The sequence below is a fragment of the Nitrosopumilus zosterae genome, from assembly GCF_025998175.1.
Classification (GTDB): Archaea; Thermoproteota; Nitrososphaeria; order Nitrososphaerales; family Nitrosopumilaceae; genus Nitrosopumilus; species Nitrosopumilus zosterae.
Window position 1 is genome coordinate 237859 of record NZ_AP026695.1, and the last position, 17056, is coordinate 254914.

Genomic DNA, 17056 nt, shown 5'->3' on the forward strand with positions numbered 1-17056 from the left:
TTTATTCAGTAGCTGCTTTAATGAATTCACCTGGATTTTTGCCTCTACCTGCAGGCAAATTTGTTATTCCTCCATTCAAACTTTGAGTGATTATTCCTTTACTTGCTAGTACCTGTGCAGTCATGAGTGAGGTATTTCCAGCCATACACACTAACAACGATTTCCCTTTAGAACCGTCTAGTTCTTTATTTAATTCATCTGGGATTTGCTGTGTTGATAATAACTCGTTGATGGTTCTTGCTTTAGGTACAGAAATTTTTGATTTATCCACACCTAATGATTTTGCAAGCATCTCAATTCCCTCTTCTTTAGGAGTGTATTGTGTATGCACCCAGATAATTCTATCATAGTCATTCACTGTTGATGATGCATCTTCTAAAGAAACGGTCATTGGAATCTTATTTTTTGAAATTTGCTCAAAATTCTTTCTGTATTTTCCAATTCCGTCAGCTACTATTATTACAAACTTTTTATTAATTCCTGAACTTGCCATTTGCATTGCAGCGAATAATTCTAGTGCTGTACTTTCACCTATGTCGTGACCCTTATCTACAAAAAACTTCAAAAGGAATTTTGCCTTTTCAAAATCAATTTCATGCTCTGCGGCATATGTGTCTGGTTTGTATAATGACAAGCCTGCAGCTTTTGCCTTGGTTCTAATTCCTGCGACATCTTGACCTGGACTAGGAAAGACAACATGTATTGATTTTTTTTCATATTTTTCAGCCATGTATTGACTCAAACCTCCAGATGTACCACCAGTTCCAAATGAACAAATAATTTGATAATTTTCCAATGAATCTCCACTTTCATGCAATTGTTGATCAATCTCTTTCGCAGTTACAGTTCTATGGATATCGATATTCAATTCGTTATCATATTGTTCTGGACAGAATAAATCATAAATTTTTGCAAGAAACCTTGCCAAATTTATGATGTCTTGTTTTGCCAATAATTTCTCAATTTCTTGAATATTTATATCAAAAATTTCTGGATTAAATCCTAGTTCTGATAACTGTGATCTGATGTTTCCTGCAGTTGCTTTTGCAGCTAACTCATCTGCTTTATTTTCCATTCCTGGTGCTGGACAAATATCCATATCTAAATCCATAATTCGAATATTTTCGTTTCTTAATTCCTTGAATACTCCTTCTTGTAATTTTCTTGATACAAGTGCAACTACTTTCATTCCGATCTTTGATAATTGTCCAAGTGCTATTCCAAAATTTCCTGAAGTAGCTTCAATCACCGTTTGATTTCCTTTTAGTTTTCCAGAAATTATTGCATCATGAATGATATGAGCCGCAGCTCTTACTTTGATTGAACCACTTAGTAATGTAGAATCAAATTTACCATAAACTTTCAAATTATCCCCAAGATCTAATTTGTAGACACTTTTGGCACATTCTTTGAAATCTTCTGTAAGATCAACTAATGGTGTTGGGTTGACAACCTTTGTTTCTTCTATGTGAGGTATTTTATTCCATATTTCTTGTTCAAATTTTTGCAGTAGTGTATTGTCAACGTTATTACTTTGATTTTCGTTCAATTTTCTCTTCAATCTGTTTCGTCTGTAATCTCATATAAAATATCTCATAGGAAAAATAGTGGGAATTCAATTTTTCATTTATACATTTAAAATTCCAATTACCTTACTTGGAATATCTTTTAGTCTACTTACAGCCATTGTTTTTTCATAACCCAAATGTTTTAGATTATTTGCTATTGTGGTCGCTCTTACAGTATTCGGACCTAGACCTAAAGAAACCATATTGATGCCCAATCCTTTGAATTGCTTTGTCATAATTCTGACTGCATCTGGATCTGAAGGCTCTCCATCTGTTAATGTCAAAAAAATATCTGGCCTTTTTGACTGTAAAATTGGGAACATTTTATCATAAACTTCTGCTAGTGGCGTTGAACCATTGGCAACTATTTGAGCTAATCTTTTTGCGGTAATGCTATTCCATTTAACATTATCTGGTTTTACAGACCAGCAAACTACCGATCTGTTTTCTGTACTAAATGCATAAACTGCAAACTTTACTTTAAGATAAGATAAAACTTCACAAAGGGCTAATGTTGCTTTTTTATATTCTATAGCATCTGATGCAATACTTGAAGAATGGTCCAATAATATTACAATTTTTGTTTTAATGGATTTTTTTTCATCTGTAAAAAATGGTTCATTCCCATCAATGTAATTTTCTTCATCAAATTCATCTCCAGTTCTTAGATGTTGTTCTTTCCAACCTGTTTTCCATTCCTTAAATCTCATTTTTAATCCATTTATCAAACTCATGTCAAAAATTACCGTTTCATCTACATTTTTTGTAGAAGGCGTTTGAACTCCTATTGGTTCTGGATTCAAACCTTTGTTTTCTGTTTTTTTATTTTCATCTAGTAATACTTTGTATTCATCATAGACATTGTCGCCTTTTATTATTGATGCCGGATCAATTGAACCAAAATCACCTTCTTTGTTTTTTGAAATTATTTTTAAAACTTTTAACAGTTCTTCTTCTGAAAGTGCCATCCCTGCTTTCATAAAAGGCAATGAAATTGGAATTGTTAAGAGTGAATCAATATCTAAAATTTTAATTATTTCACTTATTTTCTCTTCAAGCCATTCAGTGTCATGGTTTTCTTCGATTGCCTTATTGACAATTTTTTTTCCAAATGCTGCTGCTTTTTTAATTTGTTCAAACTGACTTGATTGGATTTCGCCTTTTATTGTGCCAAACATGAAATATTGATAAAATGCCTCTACAATCCTTGCTTTTCCATAAACCGTATGCAGCTGAGGTCTTGCTACAAGCATGTATGTATAATTGAAGATGATTTCATCATCCATTCCTTTCCAAATTTTTCTACCTATTCTTTCAACTCTTTGTGTTTCCAATGTGTTTAGAATAAATCCAAATGCATGATCATTGCTGAGAATCTTCTTGCAAAACTTTATTCTCATTGCTTCATACCATAACGATGTTCTAAATTGACGATACGTTTGAAAATCATTGCCGATTCTTTTCTCAAGCGGAGTTAGGATTACTTTGTTCTCATTTAATCTAGTTCTTGTTTCTACTTTGTCTGAAATTTCAACAATTATGTTGTCTTTTTCAGACCATCTTCTTATAAGAAAAGTGGCAATCTCTACAATCGATTCTGTTTGGAGTTGAATTGCTTGCATTTAATTTCCAAACATCGACGTTATGATGTCACTTACTTTTTGATATTCTATATTTCCCCATTGTGTGTAAACATTTCCAAAAACAAATTTTGCTGCATCTTTACTGGACATTCCCTTGTCTAACAATTTTGCAAATGCAATTGTTTCCCTCAGACTAGGAGAATAAAACAATTCTTCAACTGCAGCTGCTTGTCTGAGTGTGTTTGCTAATTTTATTGCCTGAATAATTTCTGATTCATGTTTTCCAGAAACATGTTTTTTGACAATCTCTAATTCTATATCTTCTGGAGGATATTCTAATCTAATTCTTACTGGGAACCTGCTTAGTATTTGAGGTGGCAATTCTTTTGTTCCGCTGTGAGTTAATGGATTGATTGTTCCAATCACAAACCAGTTTTCTTTAGCTTTGATTAATTCCCCTGTTGATTCTTTTAGTACAATTTGTCGTCTATCATCCAATGCTTCATCCAGTCTAAGCAAAACATCTGCCTCTGCTGCATTTATCTCATCTAAGTATAGTGTATTTCCTTCTCTCATAGATTTTATCAAAACTCCTTCATCAAAAGTGACAGTTCCATCAGTGAGTGTCTTTGAGCCTACCAAATGACTCTCTCTTGTTCTTAGGCTGAAATTAATTGATTGTAAATTCATATTTTTGCTTTGAGCAAAATCTCTGACAAGCGATGTTTTTCCAGTTCCCTTGGGTCCTATAATGAGTACAAAAAGACCTGCTTCAAATGCCTTGTTTAAAATCTGGATTGAATTATTCCAATCAAGATATTGAACTTCTTCCAAAGTACGTTTTCATTGATTTAAACAATATTTAATATTAGATCTATTTTCCAAATGCTTCTACTTTTGTAAAAGCTTCATCAAGTCTTTGATGTAGTGTCTTATTCCATTCATCAAAACCAGACGGATCTTTTGGATAATTATGATAATGTTCTACTAACCATTGGTTTTGTTTTGATGTGTATCTTAATCCATCTGCAACTGTTTTGTTCATTGCACCTCTGATGATCATTCCAATTTTTCCTAATCCTGTAAAATCTGGATGTTCTCCTTTACTAATCGCTTCAACATCAAGATTTCCCAAAAAGTGTTTCATCCCATAACTGATCTGCTCATTAGTCATCTGTTGCACTAGTCTTCTAAAGAGTTCAAGACCTGCGGTTTTGTATCCATATTCTTTGATATAGTCAAGATTGTATTGCCAAAGGCTAGCTTCTGACACATCATTTGCTTGTAGTGCTTGAGCAACATTATTTCCCAAAATTGTTCCTGCAATTAATGCTGGTCCAATTCCTCCTGCATCAATTGGTTTTGGCATCCATGCAGAATCTCCAACCATCATATAGCCACCTGAAACCATACAATCATTTTGTCGTCTAACTGACACTTGGAAAACTCCTGAGCTATTGTTAATGTCTTGAGGATCTTCAGATAGTTTTGGATTTTTAATAGCTATATTTCTTGCAAGATATTCTTTCATTAATGACTCGACATTATCTTTTTTCCCCAATCTCTTGTTTCTTTTATCTAGTAGTGATTTCTCTACTCCTAAACCAATATTCACTTTGTTTTCTGCTTTAGGAAATACCCATCCATATCCTCCTGGCGCAATGTCCTGGTCTAAATGAATAATACAATAATTCGGATCAAATTCTGAGAGATCTTTCTGTCCTGGCTCAAAATACATAATGTATCTCCCTGTTGACTCTAAATCTCGTCTGTCGATTCTCTTTTCTACTTTGGTTGAGTTCTGAAGTCCATTTCTAAGCATAGATGTAACCCCTGTGGCATCAATTACAATTTTTGCTGTTTTTTTGAAAGGTTGTTTTGTTTTATTGTCAATTCCTTGAACTCCTACTACTTGTTGACCGTCATAAACTAGCCCCGTAAGATTAATTTCATATTGAAAATCAATTCCCATTTTTCTACATCTTTCATTTTGAATTTCAGGAAGTTTTTGACGATTTAGCATATATCCTGCACCATCAAATGGAATGGCAGTTTCTTTGTCTGGTGAAAATGCCATTACACCCTTTACGTCATGCTCAATTTCGGGTTTTGTCCACTTGACCTTGATTCGATCTGACATGTAATCTACAGCTTCTTTAGAACAAGCATCCCCACATACCCAACCTGCTAATGATTTTCTACCAGGTAAAAATTCGGTATTTCTATCAACAACCAAAATTTTTGCATTTTGATTCGAATAATGAGAAATAGCTTGGGCTGTAATTGTACCTGCAAGACCTCCTCCTGCAATTATGACGTCATAATCTACCACGATAATTCGGTCCGTCTATCCGTATTTAAAATAATACCATGATGATGTGTATGGATCTAATGTTGTTATATTTTTGATCGATTAAAATGGGGTCGGTTCGTCGCGGCGTCTTCATAGCTTTAACTCAGACTGGAGCGGCTGTTATTTCCTCATTCCCAAATTGAATTACTCCGTCATTCCTATTTAATCTAGGTGGCAATTTGAAAAATTTCTGTAAATGTTTTAACAGTCTCTTTTTTGTTGTAAATCGGCGTGTGAATTTTTATTTTTATTGTGTCTTTTTCTCTAATTACGACATTTCCTTTGATTAGTTCTTGTTTGTCTAATCTCATGTGAAATCTAGAATCCACTGTTCTTTCTTCAATCTCTTCAATTAACTCGTTGATTTGCTGATGAGAGAGCAGTCCTAAAAGTTTCTTCATGAAATTCTCAGCCTCTTTTTTTACAATTTTTGCATTTAACATGGTGATTGGATTCTCAAAGTATCCTGTGGTTTCATGAATTGTGAAATCTTCTTTTTTTAGATTTAGTAATTCAAACGCCTGGAATATTTTTGAAATATCCTCTGTTGCATGTACAATTACGTCGATTGTTACTTCAATTTTGTCAATCATAATTGTAAAAGAATTACTTGGGTTAATTATGCTTCAAGTAACACTGTTTCTTTATCTGCTGTTCTGATGAGTTTTACTTTCTCAAGACCCACATGTCTTACTCTGATAACTTTCTTAAATGCTGCCATAATATCCGAGTTGATCTTGCTATAACAAGTTGCTTGGACAAACTGCTCGATTGTCATTTCTGGAACTGTCTTGTTAATTACATCTCTTGCAATCAATCTAAGGGCGTGTTTTCTAGATGTGTTTAATTGTCTATGGGTTAGGGCAATAACCTTGATTCTAAAGATGTATCCGTCTTTTGTTTTAATATCTATAATGAAATTAATTTTTGATGAGCCACGTCTAACTAAACTTCGTAAAAATTCTTTTGAATATTCAAATCTCTTGAAAATTGTTGTTGCCTTATCACCATCAACCTTGTCAATTTGAAAATAAATCTTGTATTGGTGTTGTGATGGATCTCCTTTCAAAATATCATAGAGTGTAACTTCTAAAACTCTACCTGATGCATTTTCATCATCAGTAATTGGTACATAAGCAATTGGTACGTTGTTAAATGAATCTGGAGCATTAACAGTGATCCACCGTTTTTCTCTCCACTTGTCTTTTACTCGACCTTTTCTACGTGCCAATTATTATCGACCTTTGAACCCAAAATATAAGGGTATGTCACTAGATCTCTTTCTGATTTCCCATGTAACTCTGCAAAACATAAGGAATTTTGATGTGTCCATCTTTTGTTTGAAAATTCTCCATAATTGCTACCAAAATTCTAGTTGTAGCAATTAGAGTGCTATTTAGCGTGTGCAAATATTGAGTGTCTTCATTTGTTTTATCTCTAAATCTTATTTTCAATCTTCTTGCTTGATAATCCAAACAGTTTGAGCAAGATACGATTTCTCTATAGGCATTTTGTCCTGACATCCACGCTTCAATATCGTATGTTTTTGCTGAAACTTTTCCCATGTCTCCACTTGACAGCAGCATTACTCTGTATGGGATTTCCAAGCTTTGATAAAATTCTTCGGCAACTGATATCATTTTTTCATGTTCATTCCAAGAGTCTTCAGGTCTTGAAAAGACAAATTGTTCAATTTTGTCAAATTGATGTACTCTGAAAATTCCTTTCTGATCTCTGCCATGTGCTCCCGCCTCTTTTCTAAAACATGGACTGATTCCTGCATATCTTAAAGGTAAATCTTTTCCCTCTATGATTTCTTTTGAATGCATTGCTGCCATTGCATGTTCTGATGTTCCAATCATGTAAAGATCCTCATCTTCAACTTTGTAAATTACATCTTCGAAATCGTCTGCAATTACTGCCCCCTCCATTGATTCCCGATTAATCATATAGGGTGGCTGAACAAGTGAATATTCTTTTTTTGCAAGAAAATTCAGTCCATAGTGAATTAATGACTGGTTGAGTCTTACAAGATCGTTTTTTAGATAATAAAATCTAGCTCCTGCTACTTTAGCTGCCCTTTCAAGATCAACCAAATCTAAATTTTCAGAAATATCTATATGATCATTTACTTTAAAATTAAAATTCGGTATCTTTCCCCATTTTCTAATTTCTATGTTGGAACTTTCATCTATGCCTATGGGAACTGATTTATCGACAAGATTTGGAATAGTTAGTGCCAATTTTGAATAATATTTTTTAATACTTTCTTGTTCTGATTCTAATTCAGAAAGTTTAGCTGAAACATTTTTCATTTCTTTTAAAATTCCTGATGTGTCTTCACCTTTCTTCTTCTTTAGTGAAATCTCCGATGCTACTTGGTTTTTCTTTTTTCTCAATTCATCTGTTTTAAGGATAAATTCCCGCCTTTTTTGATCAGATTCTATCAATCCGTTCAAATCAAATTCTACTGATCTTGCTTTGAGCATATCTCGAATAATTTGAGGATTTTCTTTGATTAATTTTGGATCTAACATTATTCTATCACCTTTAATGATACTTGGATGTGCTCAACCACTTCATCAATTGTCCCAATAAGTTGTTTCATATTCTTCTTACTTTCAAAATTAAAAACTAGTTTGTTATCAATATTTTCAACATAAAGACTCAATCCTTCTGGAAAATTTACATTATCTGGTTCTAGTGCTTTTTTGATAGTTTCAGCCTTTTCTTTAGATATGTTATTGAGTACTACTTTTACTTGGCATGTTAACGACATTTACTTCTAAATAATTGAGAAATTCGTCCAATTTGTCTTTAGTTATTTTTGCGCCTGCTGCTGCATTATGTCCTCCTCCAATACCGTCAAATTTCTCCGCACCTGTTCTCATTATTTCGCTGAGATTGATATCTGAATTGCAACTAAACGATTTTCTTGATGAGAACTTTATTGTATTTTCTTCTCCCTTTGTTCTCAAAATTACAATTTTACCTGAATTTTTTGGAGAGCCTGCAATTAATGATGAAATAGTTCCAGTCATTGTTTCTGGTACTATATCTTCACCATTTACCATAACACAAGTCTCACTTTCAGAAATTCGCCACCTCTCATTTGATAATATGCTCATGTATTCTCTGATCATTTTTCTATAGTCTGTCAAAATTGATTCTCCTTCCCTTAGTATCTTATTTCTGTCTCCCATGCATATTGCCATGCCTACCCCAGAACGATTGATTCTTCCACAGGAGTTTAACATGGTGGAAAATTCCCTTCCGTCCCTCAAGAAACTTCTATTATCTTCTCTTGGAAATGTGTATGTATATCCAATTAATTCTGACATTATCTCAGTAGCATTTTTGCCTGATGTGAATTTGGTAATTGATTCGATTACCTGTCTTTTTTCCTCTTCGTTTAATTCTGCTGGAACTCTCCATCTCCCTCCCTCCTTTAACTTGATTCCTGATGAGTTTAGAAGAGAAAGACATGCATCTCTATTCCAGGTCAATCCTTCAATAAATGGCTGTGAAGTAAATGCAAGTGCATCCGGAAGAGGTCTAGTTTCTCTTCCTACTAATAATAAATCTAAATCAATATCTACCAAACCTAGTTCTTTTGCAGTATTTGAAATTTCAAAATTTTTACCAGTAAATGATTTTCTTTCTCCTTGATCTTGTCTATCCCCTAATGCTGAGACAACTGCAATTGCAGACAAGTCTGAATTTTTTTCATCTAGTGCAATTGATGCAAGATATGCCATTCCTCCTGCACAAATCTCTACCCCTCCATCAATTCCATATTTCCATGCATTAATGACATTTTGATTATCTATCTCTTTATCTGGAATTTGGTGATGATCTAAAACAATCCAATTATCTCCTAGTGTAGAATCTAGCTCGTTTGCAAAACCTCCTCCTAAATCTGTTACAACATGAAAATCCCTAGAGTCTTTTTTGAAAGATTCGACCACATTTTTACTAAATTCTTTTGATGTTCTGACAGTACAATTTGCACCTTCTCTGATTAGAGCTTTGGCAATAATGCTGCCCGATGTAAGTCCGTCGCAATCAATATGGGTTGTAACAAAAATTGATTTTTTAGATTTTATACAATCTGAAATTTTATCTTTGAAATATGAAAGTGACTCATCAAGCGATTTTGTCATTACTCTAATTGAGCAACTACGGATTTATATTTCCAGGTTTTAGGAATTCTTTCAATTCTTTTGTAGTAAACTGATAGTCTATGAACTTTGGCTTCTATTAGTTCCAAAGATCTTACATTTCTATTGTCACCCTTGTTTTCTTTTAGGTGCTTTTGAAGACCAACTGCTTTTTTAACCATATTTTCAAGATCTTCTGGCATTTCCGGCCTCAAATCATTTTCCTTTAGAATATCGCCCATACTTTTCTTGGTAATTGGTTTGATGAGAGGAATTGAATGCTGATCTCTTAATTTAATTCCAATTTGACTTGGGGTTAAACCATCTTTAGAATATTTTACAACTAATTCTTCTATTTCTTTAGGACTTTGTGTTATCCATGAAGGAGCACGCAATGTAGCTGGCCTGATGGAATGTGACTTTCCATGTCTATGAGTATGCATTCGTCCCATGATTTGGCTGATTAAAGTACCGAATTAAACGTTACTTTACTGATCTCGTACATTATGTCGAAAATTGGTGTTTAGAATAAAAGTTAAATAAGTCTCTGGCTTCAAAACGAGCAGGTAAACGGTATGAATACAAAAATACTATTAGCAGCATCCTTAGTTGCTGTCTTCACTATGGGATTCTATGCAGAAGATGCAATAGCATTTGCACAATACATGGGAAACGTTGGTAGTGAAGGGGAAACCGGATCTTACACATTAGAAGAAGCACTTGAAATTCAAAGAAGAAGAATCGAAGCTGCTGAAGCAAATCCCGCCTCTGGTTCAGGAACTCCATATCTTGACGCAAGTGGTGTAGTTGGTGCCTCAGTTATCGCAGGTGCAGTGTTCGGTGGTATTGCAGGAGCATTCTTCATTAGAGGAAGATCTGGCAAATACGCAGCAATGGGCAGAGGATAATCAAACCTCACTTTTCTCTTATTTTATTTTCTACGTCTCAGTGGATACTGATCTCGTACTTTCTGATAATAAAAGAAATGTATATATCGCACAAATAGAGCCAAATTATCATGACTCCTATCGTAGGAACTTTCCTAAGCATCCTGTCATCACTTACAGGACAACTGGGACCAAACTATGATCCATTATTCTATGATGTAATGATTTACATCTTCGGAACCATGATGTTCACAATATTCCTTCTAGGAATTATCTCATTCTGGTTACGTGTACACGGATGGGCTTACAAGGACAACCGTGAGAGATGGGTCGATGAGTTGGACAGACACTTTGAAAGAGAAGGCATTGGTCTGATTCCAGACAACGGCAAATACTGGTAAAATTACTACCTTTCTTCTTTTCATTATTTTTAATAATTTTAGAAAACTCTGTTTATTTTCTAAAGTTATGATTTTTTCTAGTTCTCAATTACTAATTTTTTAATTATGGGATTAATCACTAGTTTTCAATTCTGGAAGGTAATCTTTGTCTTTTGATGAATCATAATCTTTTGATGTAAATACTGCTTTGTAGTGATACTTGTCTTGTAATGGGGTTTTGAGACCCATCTCTGATAACCTGTCATTAACATAAATTTCTGTTTTTGACTCTTCCATATCTCTAATTTTAAACTTGGAAATGTATAGGAAATGTCCTATTTCAAAATTAGGGTTTTCAGTCCATTCTGCATATACCGTGCCATCATTAGAAAGCGTGTATATGGCCCTTTGACACCCTTCTGTGATTCCGATATTTGGTTGAACTTCGGCTTTCTGACCATCCAAAATCATTTCAAATGTGAATGATATTTTCCAATCAGTATCAATATTGTCAATACAAGCATTATGTGGTTGTCCACCTATCATTGGGTTTACTACGAAACTAGTAAGCAGTACTGCAATACCACCTATGATGGCACTTATCACAAGAAATTTTATTGTCTTATTTCTTTTGTAAGGATCTCCCATTCCAGGATATTTCATCATGATGATTTTAGACGGATTCCTTAAAGTCCTTTCTCTTACTCAAACATTATCTCAATAGTATCAAATTGATCTTGATGATCTGCAAGAAAATATGTGATTTCATCTGAGTCAATCTCTAGCCATTCTGATTCACCTTTGTAAGGGAGGTAATCTTCTACAAACAAATCATCTGCTCCCGTCATTCTGACAATTACTTTGTCATTTTTTGATTTTAACTCAAAGGGTAATTTGAGAACTTTACCTCGTCTCTGGTTTTGAATGTTAACTTTGAAAATATCTGAACGAAATTCAACTTCTCCAAAAAAATAACTCTGAAAAATATCTAGTTTGATTATTCTAAAACTTAGCACAATTTCAATACTATTTTCTAGAAGATAAAACTTGGTTTCAAATCGATACACTACTCATATGACTAATTATAAAATGAAAAGGAAAAGGTTGGGTTGTTTAGATTACTTGCCAGGGTCGTGTTGCAAACGTAATGACATAACCAACACCTATTATGATTGATTGATATGCGATGTTAGTATATGGGATTGGTTTGATGATTGGATCTCCTTCAACGACTACTGTTTGACCTGGACCAAGTCCTGGACCAACTTTTGCTACATTGAGTTGGGTGTGTACGTGGTATACACCTGCTTCAAGTGCTTTTGCAGATAATGAATAATCGACGACAGCGTTACCTGGAATGTCAAAGACGTTTCCTGGTGGATCTCTTGCTAGCATCTCCCATCTGTTACCTGCGTTGGTTGACTCTGTGAATATTGAGAGCCATCCTCTTAGGTCTCTTTCTACAAGGCTGACTAGTGTTCCTTGAACTGTCAAGGTTTCGCCAGTTTGTAGGGATTGTCTGTTAAAGGTTTCATCCTCAATTCTGATGAAACGACTCTGGAGTTGTGCTTGGACACCGTGTGCATCTGCAGTTGGAATTACGGATTCAACCCAGTTGAAACCTAATGTTCCTAGTGCAAGTACTACAGCTAGTCCAAATACGAAAATTCTTTTTTCGACCATAGTTATCCCTAATATTGAGGAGATAATACACATCGTTATATGTTTTACCTTCATTACGAGGATCGATGCTTGATATAATGTTAATCATCGATGTTATACAATGAAAATACTAAAAAAATAATAAAATTATTTTAATTTACTAAACAACTAATGTTATTTTTTTTAGAAAAAATCAATAACAATATAAAAATTCTAATAAAATTATTCAATTTTCAATCTCTTACTTTATATCCCGAATTCACACCTAGTCTAGCATGGCACAGATGCCCGCATTAATCCCAAAAGAAGTTGAGATTCAGAGACTTAAAAAAATCTGGCTCATCGTTATTGCTATGGGATCTACTGCAGCATCAGTCGAAGTTGATAACTTCGTTGATGGTTCTCTACATCAGACTTCTATCAGAGATAGTGCATTTACACCAGCACACTGGTGGTTGTATTCCCACTTCATCACATTACCACTTGGATGGGGAGCAGCAGCAATCTATGATAGAAAAGTACCAGTTCTTAGAGGTCCTAACAATTCAATGAACACAGGATTGAAGATGACCATTCTTGGTTACCTTGCAACAATGTTTACAATTGGGGTCAATGAGATGTGGCACTTCTGGTTTGTAGAGGAAATATTTGCGGTTCCAAATCACTGGATGTTTAACATGGGTGTAGTAGTTGCATTCATGGGTGCACTTGCATACGTAGTCAGAGTATATGCTAGACTCGTAGAATTAGGTGCAGAAACTCCTGGAGAGAACCCATATGTTGCAGAAATGTACAAGATGGCCTTAGAAGGCAAATTGTACAGCAGATCAATTCCATAGACAAATTGTGCAAAAGCACATTTTTTCTCTTTTATTATTTTAAAAAAAGACGTGGATCGTACTAACACTCCTGTTTAAGAAAGACTTAAAAGAATCTGATTTAGAATAATTCCAGAATGACTCTTCCTAAAGGATTCGGTTCTGGCGGCACTGGTGGATCATCAAGTGCTGATATAGAACGAATGATTGGACGACGCGTTGAAAATATGACTGGTATGATAACAGTTTCATTCTGGGCAGCATTATTGGCTACTTTTGGTGGTACTGCAGCTGGATACTTCTATTATCCATGGGCATATCCAACAGCAAGTGGACACTTTGCATTCATCGTACTCGCAATCATTGAGGCAATAGGTTACATCTTCTGTGTTAAAGTCATGGAAGAAGGTTCCAACAAAAACAGTAATGGTATAGTTGCCGCTAGTATTGCAGGCGCAACCGCATTTGTACTATTCGTATCACTGTACGTTGGTTGGTAATCGAACACTTCATTACACTTCTTTTTCATTTTAATTTTAAACAGCCCAGTTTTGATTACATTTTTTCCTATTTTCTAAAGTCAAAACAACGATCTCCTTCATACTCTAAAATTTTATATACTGACCGTTTCTTTGACATCATATGGTCTGGTTAAGACGATGTACACACTACTTATTCATAGTAGTAGTTGCAGTTAACTCAACACTGTTAACAATTAATGCAGGAGACTACATCTTCTACACTGACTGGGCTTGGACTTCGTACACGGTATTCTCAATATCGCAAACGTTGATGCTTATTGTAGGTGCAACATATTACCTAACATTTACAGGCGTTCCAGGCACAGCAACGTACTACGCTCTAATTATGACAGTATACACATGGATAGCAAAAGCCGCATGGTTTTCGTTAGGATATCCATATGACTTCATTGTAGTTCCAGTTTGGTTACCTTCAGCGATGCTGTTGGACTTAGTCTACTGGGCAACAAAGAAGAACAAGCACTCCTTGATACTGTTTGGCGGCGTACTGGTAGGAATGTCATTGCCATTGTTCAATATGGTAAACCTGATAACAGTAGCAGACCCACTAGAAACGGCATTCAAATATCCAAGACCAACATTGCCACCATACATGACACCGATAGAACCTCAAGTTGGAAAGTTCTATAACAGCCCAGTGGCTTTAGGTGCAGGTGCTGGTGCAGTATTGGCATGTACGTTTGCAGCGTTAGGTTGTAAACTTAACACTTGGACATACAGATGGATGGCCGCTTGGTCAAAGTGGGACTAAATCCAACCTTTTCCTTTTCATTTTATTAATCTCGCTTAGAGTATTCTCTAAATTTCTAAACTTGATTAAAAAATATTGCACAGCTTGTGATCTTTTATTGTCTCTTTTGACAATATGTAATCTTGTGATGATAATTATTGAAACAGCAATATGGTCAGATTCTAGTTACACCAAAACCATTTGTAAAATGGGCTGGTGGAAAACGTCAATTAATTCCAATTCTGAATGAAAATTTACCTAAAACATTTGGCACTTATTTTGAACCCTTCCTGGGAGGTGGTGCATTACTTTTTCATATGCTAACAGAACGAAATGGGCAAAAATGTAGCATTTCTGATCTTAATTCAGATTTGGTATTGTCATACATTACCATTAGAGATAGAATAGACGATTTGATTTCTTCTCTAAAAAGTCATGAAAAAAATTACCAAAAAGATTCCAAATCATACTATTATTCTGTTAGAGAAAGCAATCCAAGAAACGAAATTGAAAAAACATCCCGATTAATCTTTTTGAATAGAACCTGTTTCAATGGATTGTATCGTGTTAACAGCAAAGGTAAATTCAATGTACCTATAGGAAAATACACTAACCCAAATATTGTAAACGAGGATAATCTTCGTTCAGTAAGTAGCATATTGCAATCAAGCAAGGCATCCATCAAATGTCGTGATTTTGAGGCAGTTCTTAGAGATGCCAAAAAAGATGATTTGGTATACTTTGATCCGCCATATCAGCCAGTTAGTAATACAGCAAATTTCACCAGCTATACAAACAAGGATTTTACATTTGATGATCTAAACAGACTAGCAGAACTTTGCACGAAACTGGATTCAAAAGGATGTAGAGTTCTTCTGTCCAATTCCAACTCTAAAGAAGTTGCAGAAATATTTTCCAACGAACCTTGGAAAATAAGTAAGATTCAGGCAAATCGCTCAATTAATTCAAACTCTAAAAAACGAACCGGCCACTTTGAATTACTGATTAAAAATTATTAGAAGCTTCGAACGGGATCTGAACCCGCGACCTTTACATTACCAATGTAACGCTCTACCAGGCTGAGCTATCGAAGCACGAAAATTGTCTGTAGAAAATCCTTATAATTCTTCATTCTGAGCATTATTCTTCTAAACTATTAAATTTCACACAAATTTCTAGACTTTTGGAGGAGTAATCAAGCCTGGCCAAAGTAAGCATTATGTGCTTTTGGACATGCAGGACTTAAGATCAAATAATGGGTGATCCTGTCTCTCAGGAGTTCGTGGGTTCAAATCCCACCTCCTCCATTACTCTATTTTGGATGTTTTATTCCTCTAGAATTTAGGACTTCGTATACATCTGGTAATGAGAAAACAAAACCAACATGTACACAATCTTTTTCATCACATAACTGACAAAACAACTCGCCTTTTTGAACTGCAACTTCTGCGATTCTATTTTTGATATTGTCTTTTAGAATAACTCGATCATCATCTACAGAAATTTTTTCAATCTTGGGTGCATATCTTGCAAAAGTCTTGTCCTTTTGCATCATCTCTTCTAACATGTAAGTTACATAACCTGAAAAACTATTGACCCCTTTCATCGTAAGGTCGTCTTTACTATTTTGATAAACTTGATGGAATTTATCATAAACTGTTTCTGAAACTGTGATTGATTTGAATCCGGCTTTTGGCAATTTACTTTTCCTTACCGTACAATAAAGTACTCAAGTATTTAATGTTTTATTCCACGGGTGCTGTTACCTTGGTGGTTGATTTTACCCGTTGCAGATCAGTTGATGATAATCAAAATTGGATATTACCTAACTGATTATATTTGAGATTTGTATCAGTTTTAGTATGACCAGTCAATATGTAATAATTGGAATTGCAGTCGGTGTTTTCATTGCTGGGATAGGGGTAGGATATGGTGTTTTACAAAGTACATCAACTCCCAACTATATGCAGATGACACCTCAACAGATGCAACAAATGATGAATGATCCTAATATGATGAATCAATGGCATCAAACTATGATGAATGATCCTAATGCCATGAATCAATGGATGGGTATGATGATAAATGACCCACAAGCCATGACACAGATGCACAATACGATGATGGATAATAATCAGCACATGAGTACCATGATGCAACCAATGATGAACCACATGATGAATGATCCTGTAATGAGGGATCAGATGATGGGCATGATGATGAACAATCAGGGGATGATGAACCACATGATGAGTAATCAACAAATGATGAACATGATGGGAATGAACAACTCCATGATGATGGGTAACATGATGGGCAACAATATGATGATGCCTTAATCTTGACTTCTTTCACTACTTTTTCACAATCACC

21 protein-coding genes and 2 tRNA genes are annotated in these 17056 nt (G+C 34.8%); 8 read left to right on the forward strand and 15 right to left on the reverse strand.

From position 1 onward, the window contains the following. Position 1: 1 nt before the first annotated feature. The 10 genes from OO712_RS01365 to OO712_RS01410 form a co-directional block, all read right to left on the reverse strand. Positions 2 to 1549 (reverse strand): pyridoxal-phosphate dependent enzyme, encoded by a 1548-nt coding sequence (locus OO712_RS01365; RefSeq protein ID WP_109877030.1) that lies wholly within the window; start codon positions 1547 to 1549, stop codon positions 2 to 4. A 78-nt stretch (positions 1550 to 1627) separates the two neighbouring features. Further along, positions 1628 to 3190, reverse strand: a complete 1563-nt coding sequence (locus tag OO712_RS01370) for a vWA domain-containing protein (protein WP_109877008.1) — start codon at positions 3188 to 3190, stop codon at positions 1628 to 1630. Next, entirely contained in the window at positions 3191 to 3985 is a 795-nt protein-coding gene (locus tag OO712_RS01375) for an AAA family ATPase (protein WP_109877007.1), read from the reverse strand. Between the two features lie 40 nt (positions 3986 to 4025). Beyond that, complete coding sequence (locus OO712_RS01380; protein WP_109877006.1) at positions 4026 to 5483, reverse strand: NAD(P)/FAD-dependent oxidoreductase; 1458 nt, start codon at positions 5481 to 5483, stop codon at positions 4026 to 4028. A gap of 188 nt (positions 5484 to 5671) precedes the next feature. After that, on the reverse strand, positions 5672 to 6097 hold the full coding sequence (locus tag OO712_RS01385; RefSeq protein WP_109877005.1) for an RNA-binding domain-containing protein: 426 nt from the start codon (positions 6095 to 6097) through the stop codon (positions 5672 to 5674). 26 nt (positions 6098 to 6123) lie between these two features. After that, a complete protein-coding gene (locus OO712_RS01390) occupies positions 6124 to 6735 on the reverse strand; it encodes a 30S ribosomal protein S3ae (RefSeq protein WP_109877004.1) in 612 nt (203 codons plus the stop codon). A gap of 40 nt (positions 6736 to 6775) precedes the next feature. Beyond that, positions 6776 to 8041 carry a serine--tRNA ligase gene (serS, locus tag OO712_RS01395; RefSeq protein ID WP_109877003.1) on the reverse strand — a complete coding sequence of 422 codons (1266 nt, stop codon included), beginning with the start codon at positions 8039 to 8041 and terminating at the stop codon, positions 6776 to 6778. After that, complete coding sequence (locus tag OO712_RS01400) at positions 8041 to 8283, reverse strand: KEOPS complex subunit Pcc1 (RefSeq protein ID WP_109877002.1); 243 nt, start codon at positions 8281 to 8283, stop codon at positions 8041 to 8043. The genes serS and OO712_RS01400 overlap by 1 nt, the downstream gene beginning before the upstream one ends. Further along, positions 8246 to 9667: a RecJ family nuclease gene (gene recJ, locus OO712_RS01405; RefSeq protein ID WP_109877001.1), complete on the reverse strand. Its 1422-nt coding sequence runs from the start codon at positions 9665 to 9667 to the stop codon at positions 8246 to 8248. The genes OO712_RS01400 and recJ overlap by 38 nt, the downstream gene beginning before the upstream one ends. Next, a complete protein-coding gene (locus OO712_RS01410) occupies positions 9667 to 10116 on the reverse strand; it encodes a 30S ribosomal protein S15 (RefSeq protein ID WP_109877000.1) in 450 nt (149 codons plus the stop codon). Before OO712_RS01410 ends, recJ begins: the two co-directional genes overlap by 1 nt. 123 nt (positions 10117 to 10239) lie before the next feature. Between OO712_RS01410 and OO712_RS01415 the strand changes: the two genes are divergently transcribed. Together OO712_RS01415 and OO712_RS01420 are read left to right on the forward strand one after the other, a co-directional pair. Beyond that, entirely contained in the window at positions 10240 to 10572 is a 333-nt protein-coding gene (locus OO712_RS01415; protein WP_109876999.1) for a hypothetical protein, read from the forward strand. Between the two features lie 110 nt (positions 10573 to 10682). After that, a complete protein-coding gene (locus OO712_RS01420) occupies positions 10683 to 10952 on the forward strand; it encodes a hypothetical protein (protein ID WP_014963880.1) in 270 nt (89 codons plus the stop codon). A gap of 111 nt (positions 10953 to 11063) precedes the next feature. On the opposite strand, the gene OO712_RS01425 is transcribed toward OO712_RS01420, so the two are convergent. From OO712_RS01425 to OO712_RS01435, 3 genes are all read right to left on the reverse strand, one after another. Then, the gene (locus tag OO712_RS01425) at positions 11064 to 11597 is read right to left on the reverse strand and encodes a hypothetical protein (protein WP_306307576.1); all 534 of its coding nucleotides are present in this window, start codon (positions 11595 to 11597) and stop codon (positions 11064 to 11066) included. A gap of 35 nt (positions 11598 to 11632) precedes the next feature. Continuing rightward, positions 11633 to 11947: a hypothetical protein gene (locus tag OO712_RS01430; RefSeq protein ID WP_109877028.1), complete on the reverse strand. Its 315-nt coding sequence runs from the start codon at positions 11945 to 11947 to the stop codon at positions 11633 to 11635. Between the two features lie 97 nt (positions 11948 to 12044). Beyond that, positions 12045 to 12614, reverse strand: coding sequence for a methane monooxygenase/ammonia monooxygenase subunit B (locus OO712_RS01435; RefSeq protein WP_109876998.1), 570 nt, complete (start codon positions 12612 to 12614; stop codon positions 12045 to 12047). A gap of 254 nt (positions 12615 to 12868) precedes the next feature. Between OO712_RS01435 and OO712_RS01440 the strand changes: the two genes are divergently transcribed. The 4 genes from OO712_RS01440 (at position 12869) to OO712_RS01455 (ending at position 15702) form a co-directional block, all read left to right on the forward strand. Then, positions 12869 to 13432: a methane monooxygenase/ammonia monooxygenase subunit C gene (locus tag OO712_RS01440; RefSeq protein WP_048097271.1), complete on the forward strand. Its 564-nt coding sequence runs from the start codon at positions 12869 to 12871 to the stop codon at positions 13430 to 13432. 116 nt (positions 13433 to 13548) lie between these two features. Continuing rightward, the gene (locus tag OO712_RS01445; RefSeq protein WP_109876997.1) at positions 13549 to 13911 is read left to right on the forward strand and encodes a hypothetical protein; all 363 of its coding nucleotides are present in this window, start codon (positions 13549 to 13551) and stop codon (positions 13909 to 13911) included. Between the two features lie 142 nt (positions 13912 to 14053). Beyond that, entirely contained in the window at positions 14054 to 14704 is a 651-nt protein-coding gene (locus tag OO712_RS01450; RefSeq protein WP_109876996.1) for an ammonia monooxygenase family protein, read from the forward strand. A 137-nt stretch (positions 14705 to 14841) separates the two neighbouring features. Continuing rightward, positions 14842 to 15702 (forward strand): DNA adenine methylase, encoded by an 861-nt coding sequence (locus OO712_RS01455; protein ID WP_109876995.1) that lies wholly within the window; start codon positions 14842 to 14844, stop codon positions 15700 to 15702. A 1-nt stretch (position 15703) separates the two neighbouring features. On the opposite strand, the gene OO712_RS01460 is transcribed toward OO712_RS01455, so the two are convergent. After that, positions 15704 to 15777: transfer RNA gene (locus tag OO712_RS01460), tRNA-Thr, on the reverse strand. Between the two features lie 91 nt (positions 15778 to 15868). Between OO712_RS01460 and OO712_RS01465 the strand changes: the two genes are divergently transcribed. Continuing rightward, positions 15869 to 15990 (forward strand) — tRNA-Leu (locus tag OO712_RS01465). Positions 15991 to 15995: 5 nt separating this feature from the next. On the opposite strand, the gene OO712_RS01470 is transcribed toward OO712_RS01465, so the two are convergent. After that, complete coding sequence (locus tag OO712_RS01470) at positions 15996 to 16382, reverse strand: hypothetical protein (protein ID WP_048115112.1); 387 nt, start codon at positions 16380 to 16382, stop codon at positions 15996 to 15998. A gap of 163 nt (positions 16383 to 16545) precedes the next feature. Between OO712_RS01470 and OO712_RS01475 the strand changes: the two genes are divergently transcribed. Further along, positions 16546 to 17022 (forward strand): hypothetical protein, encoded by a 477-nt coding sequence (locus OO712_RS01475; protein WP_109876994.1) that lies wholly within the window; start codon positions 16546 to 16548, stop codon positions 17020 to 17022. The last annotated feature ends 34 nt before the right edge of the window (positions 17023 to 17056 follow it).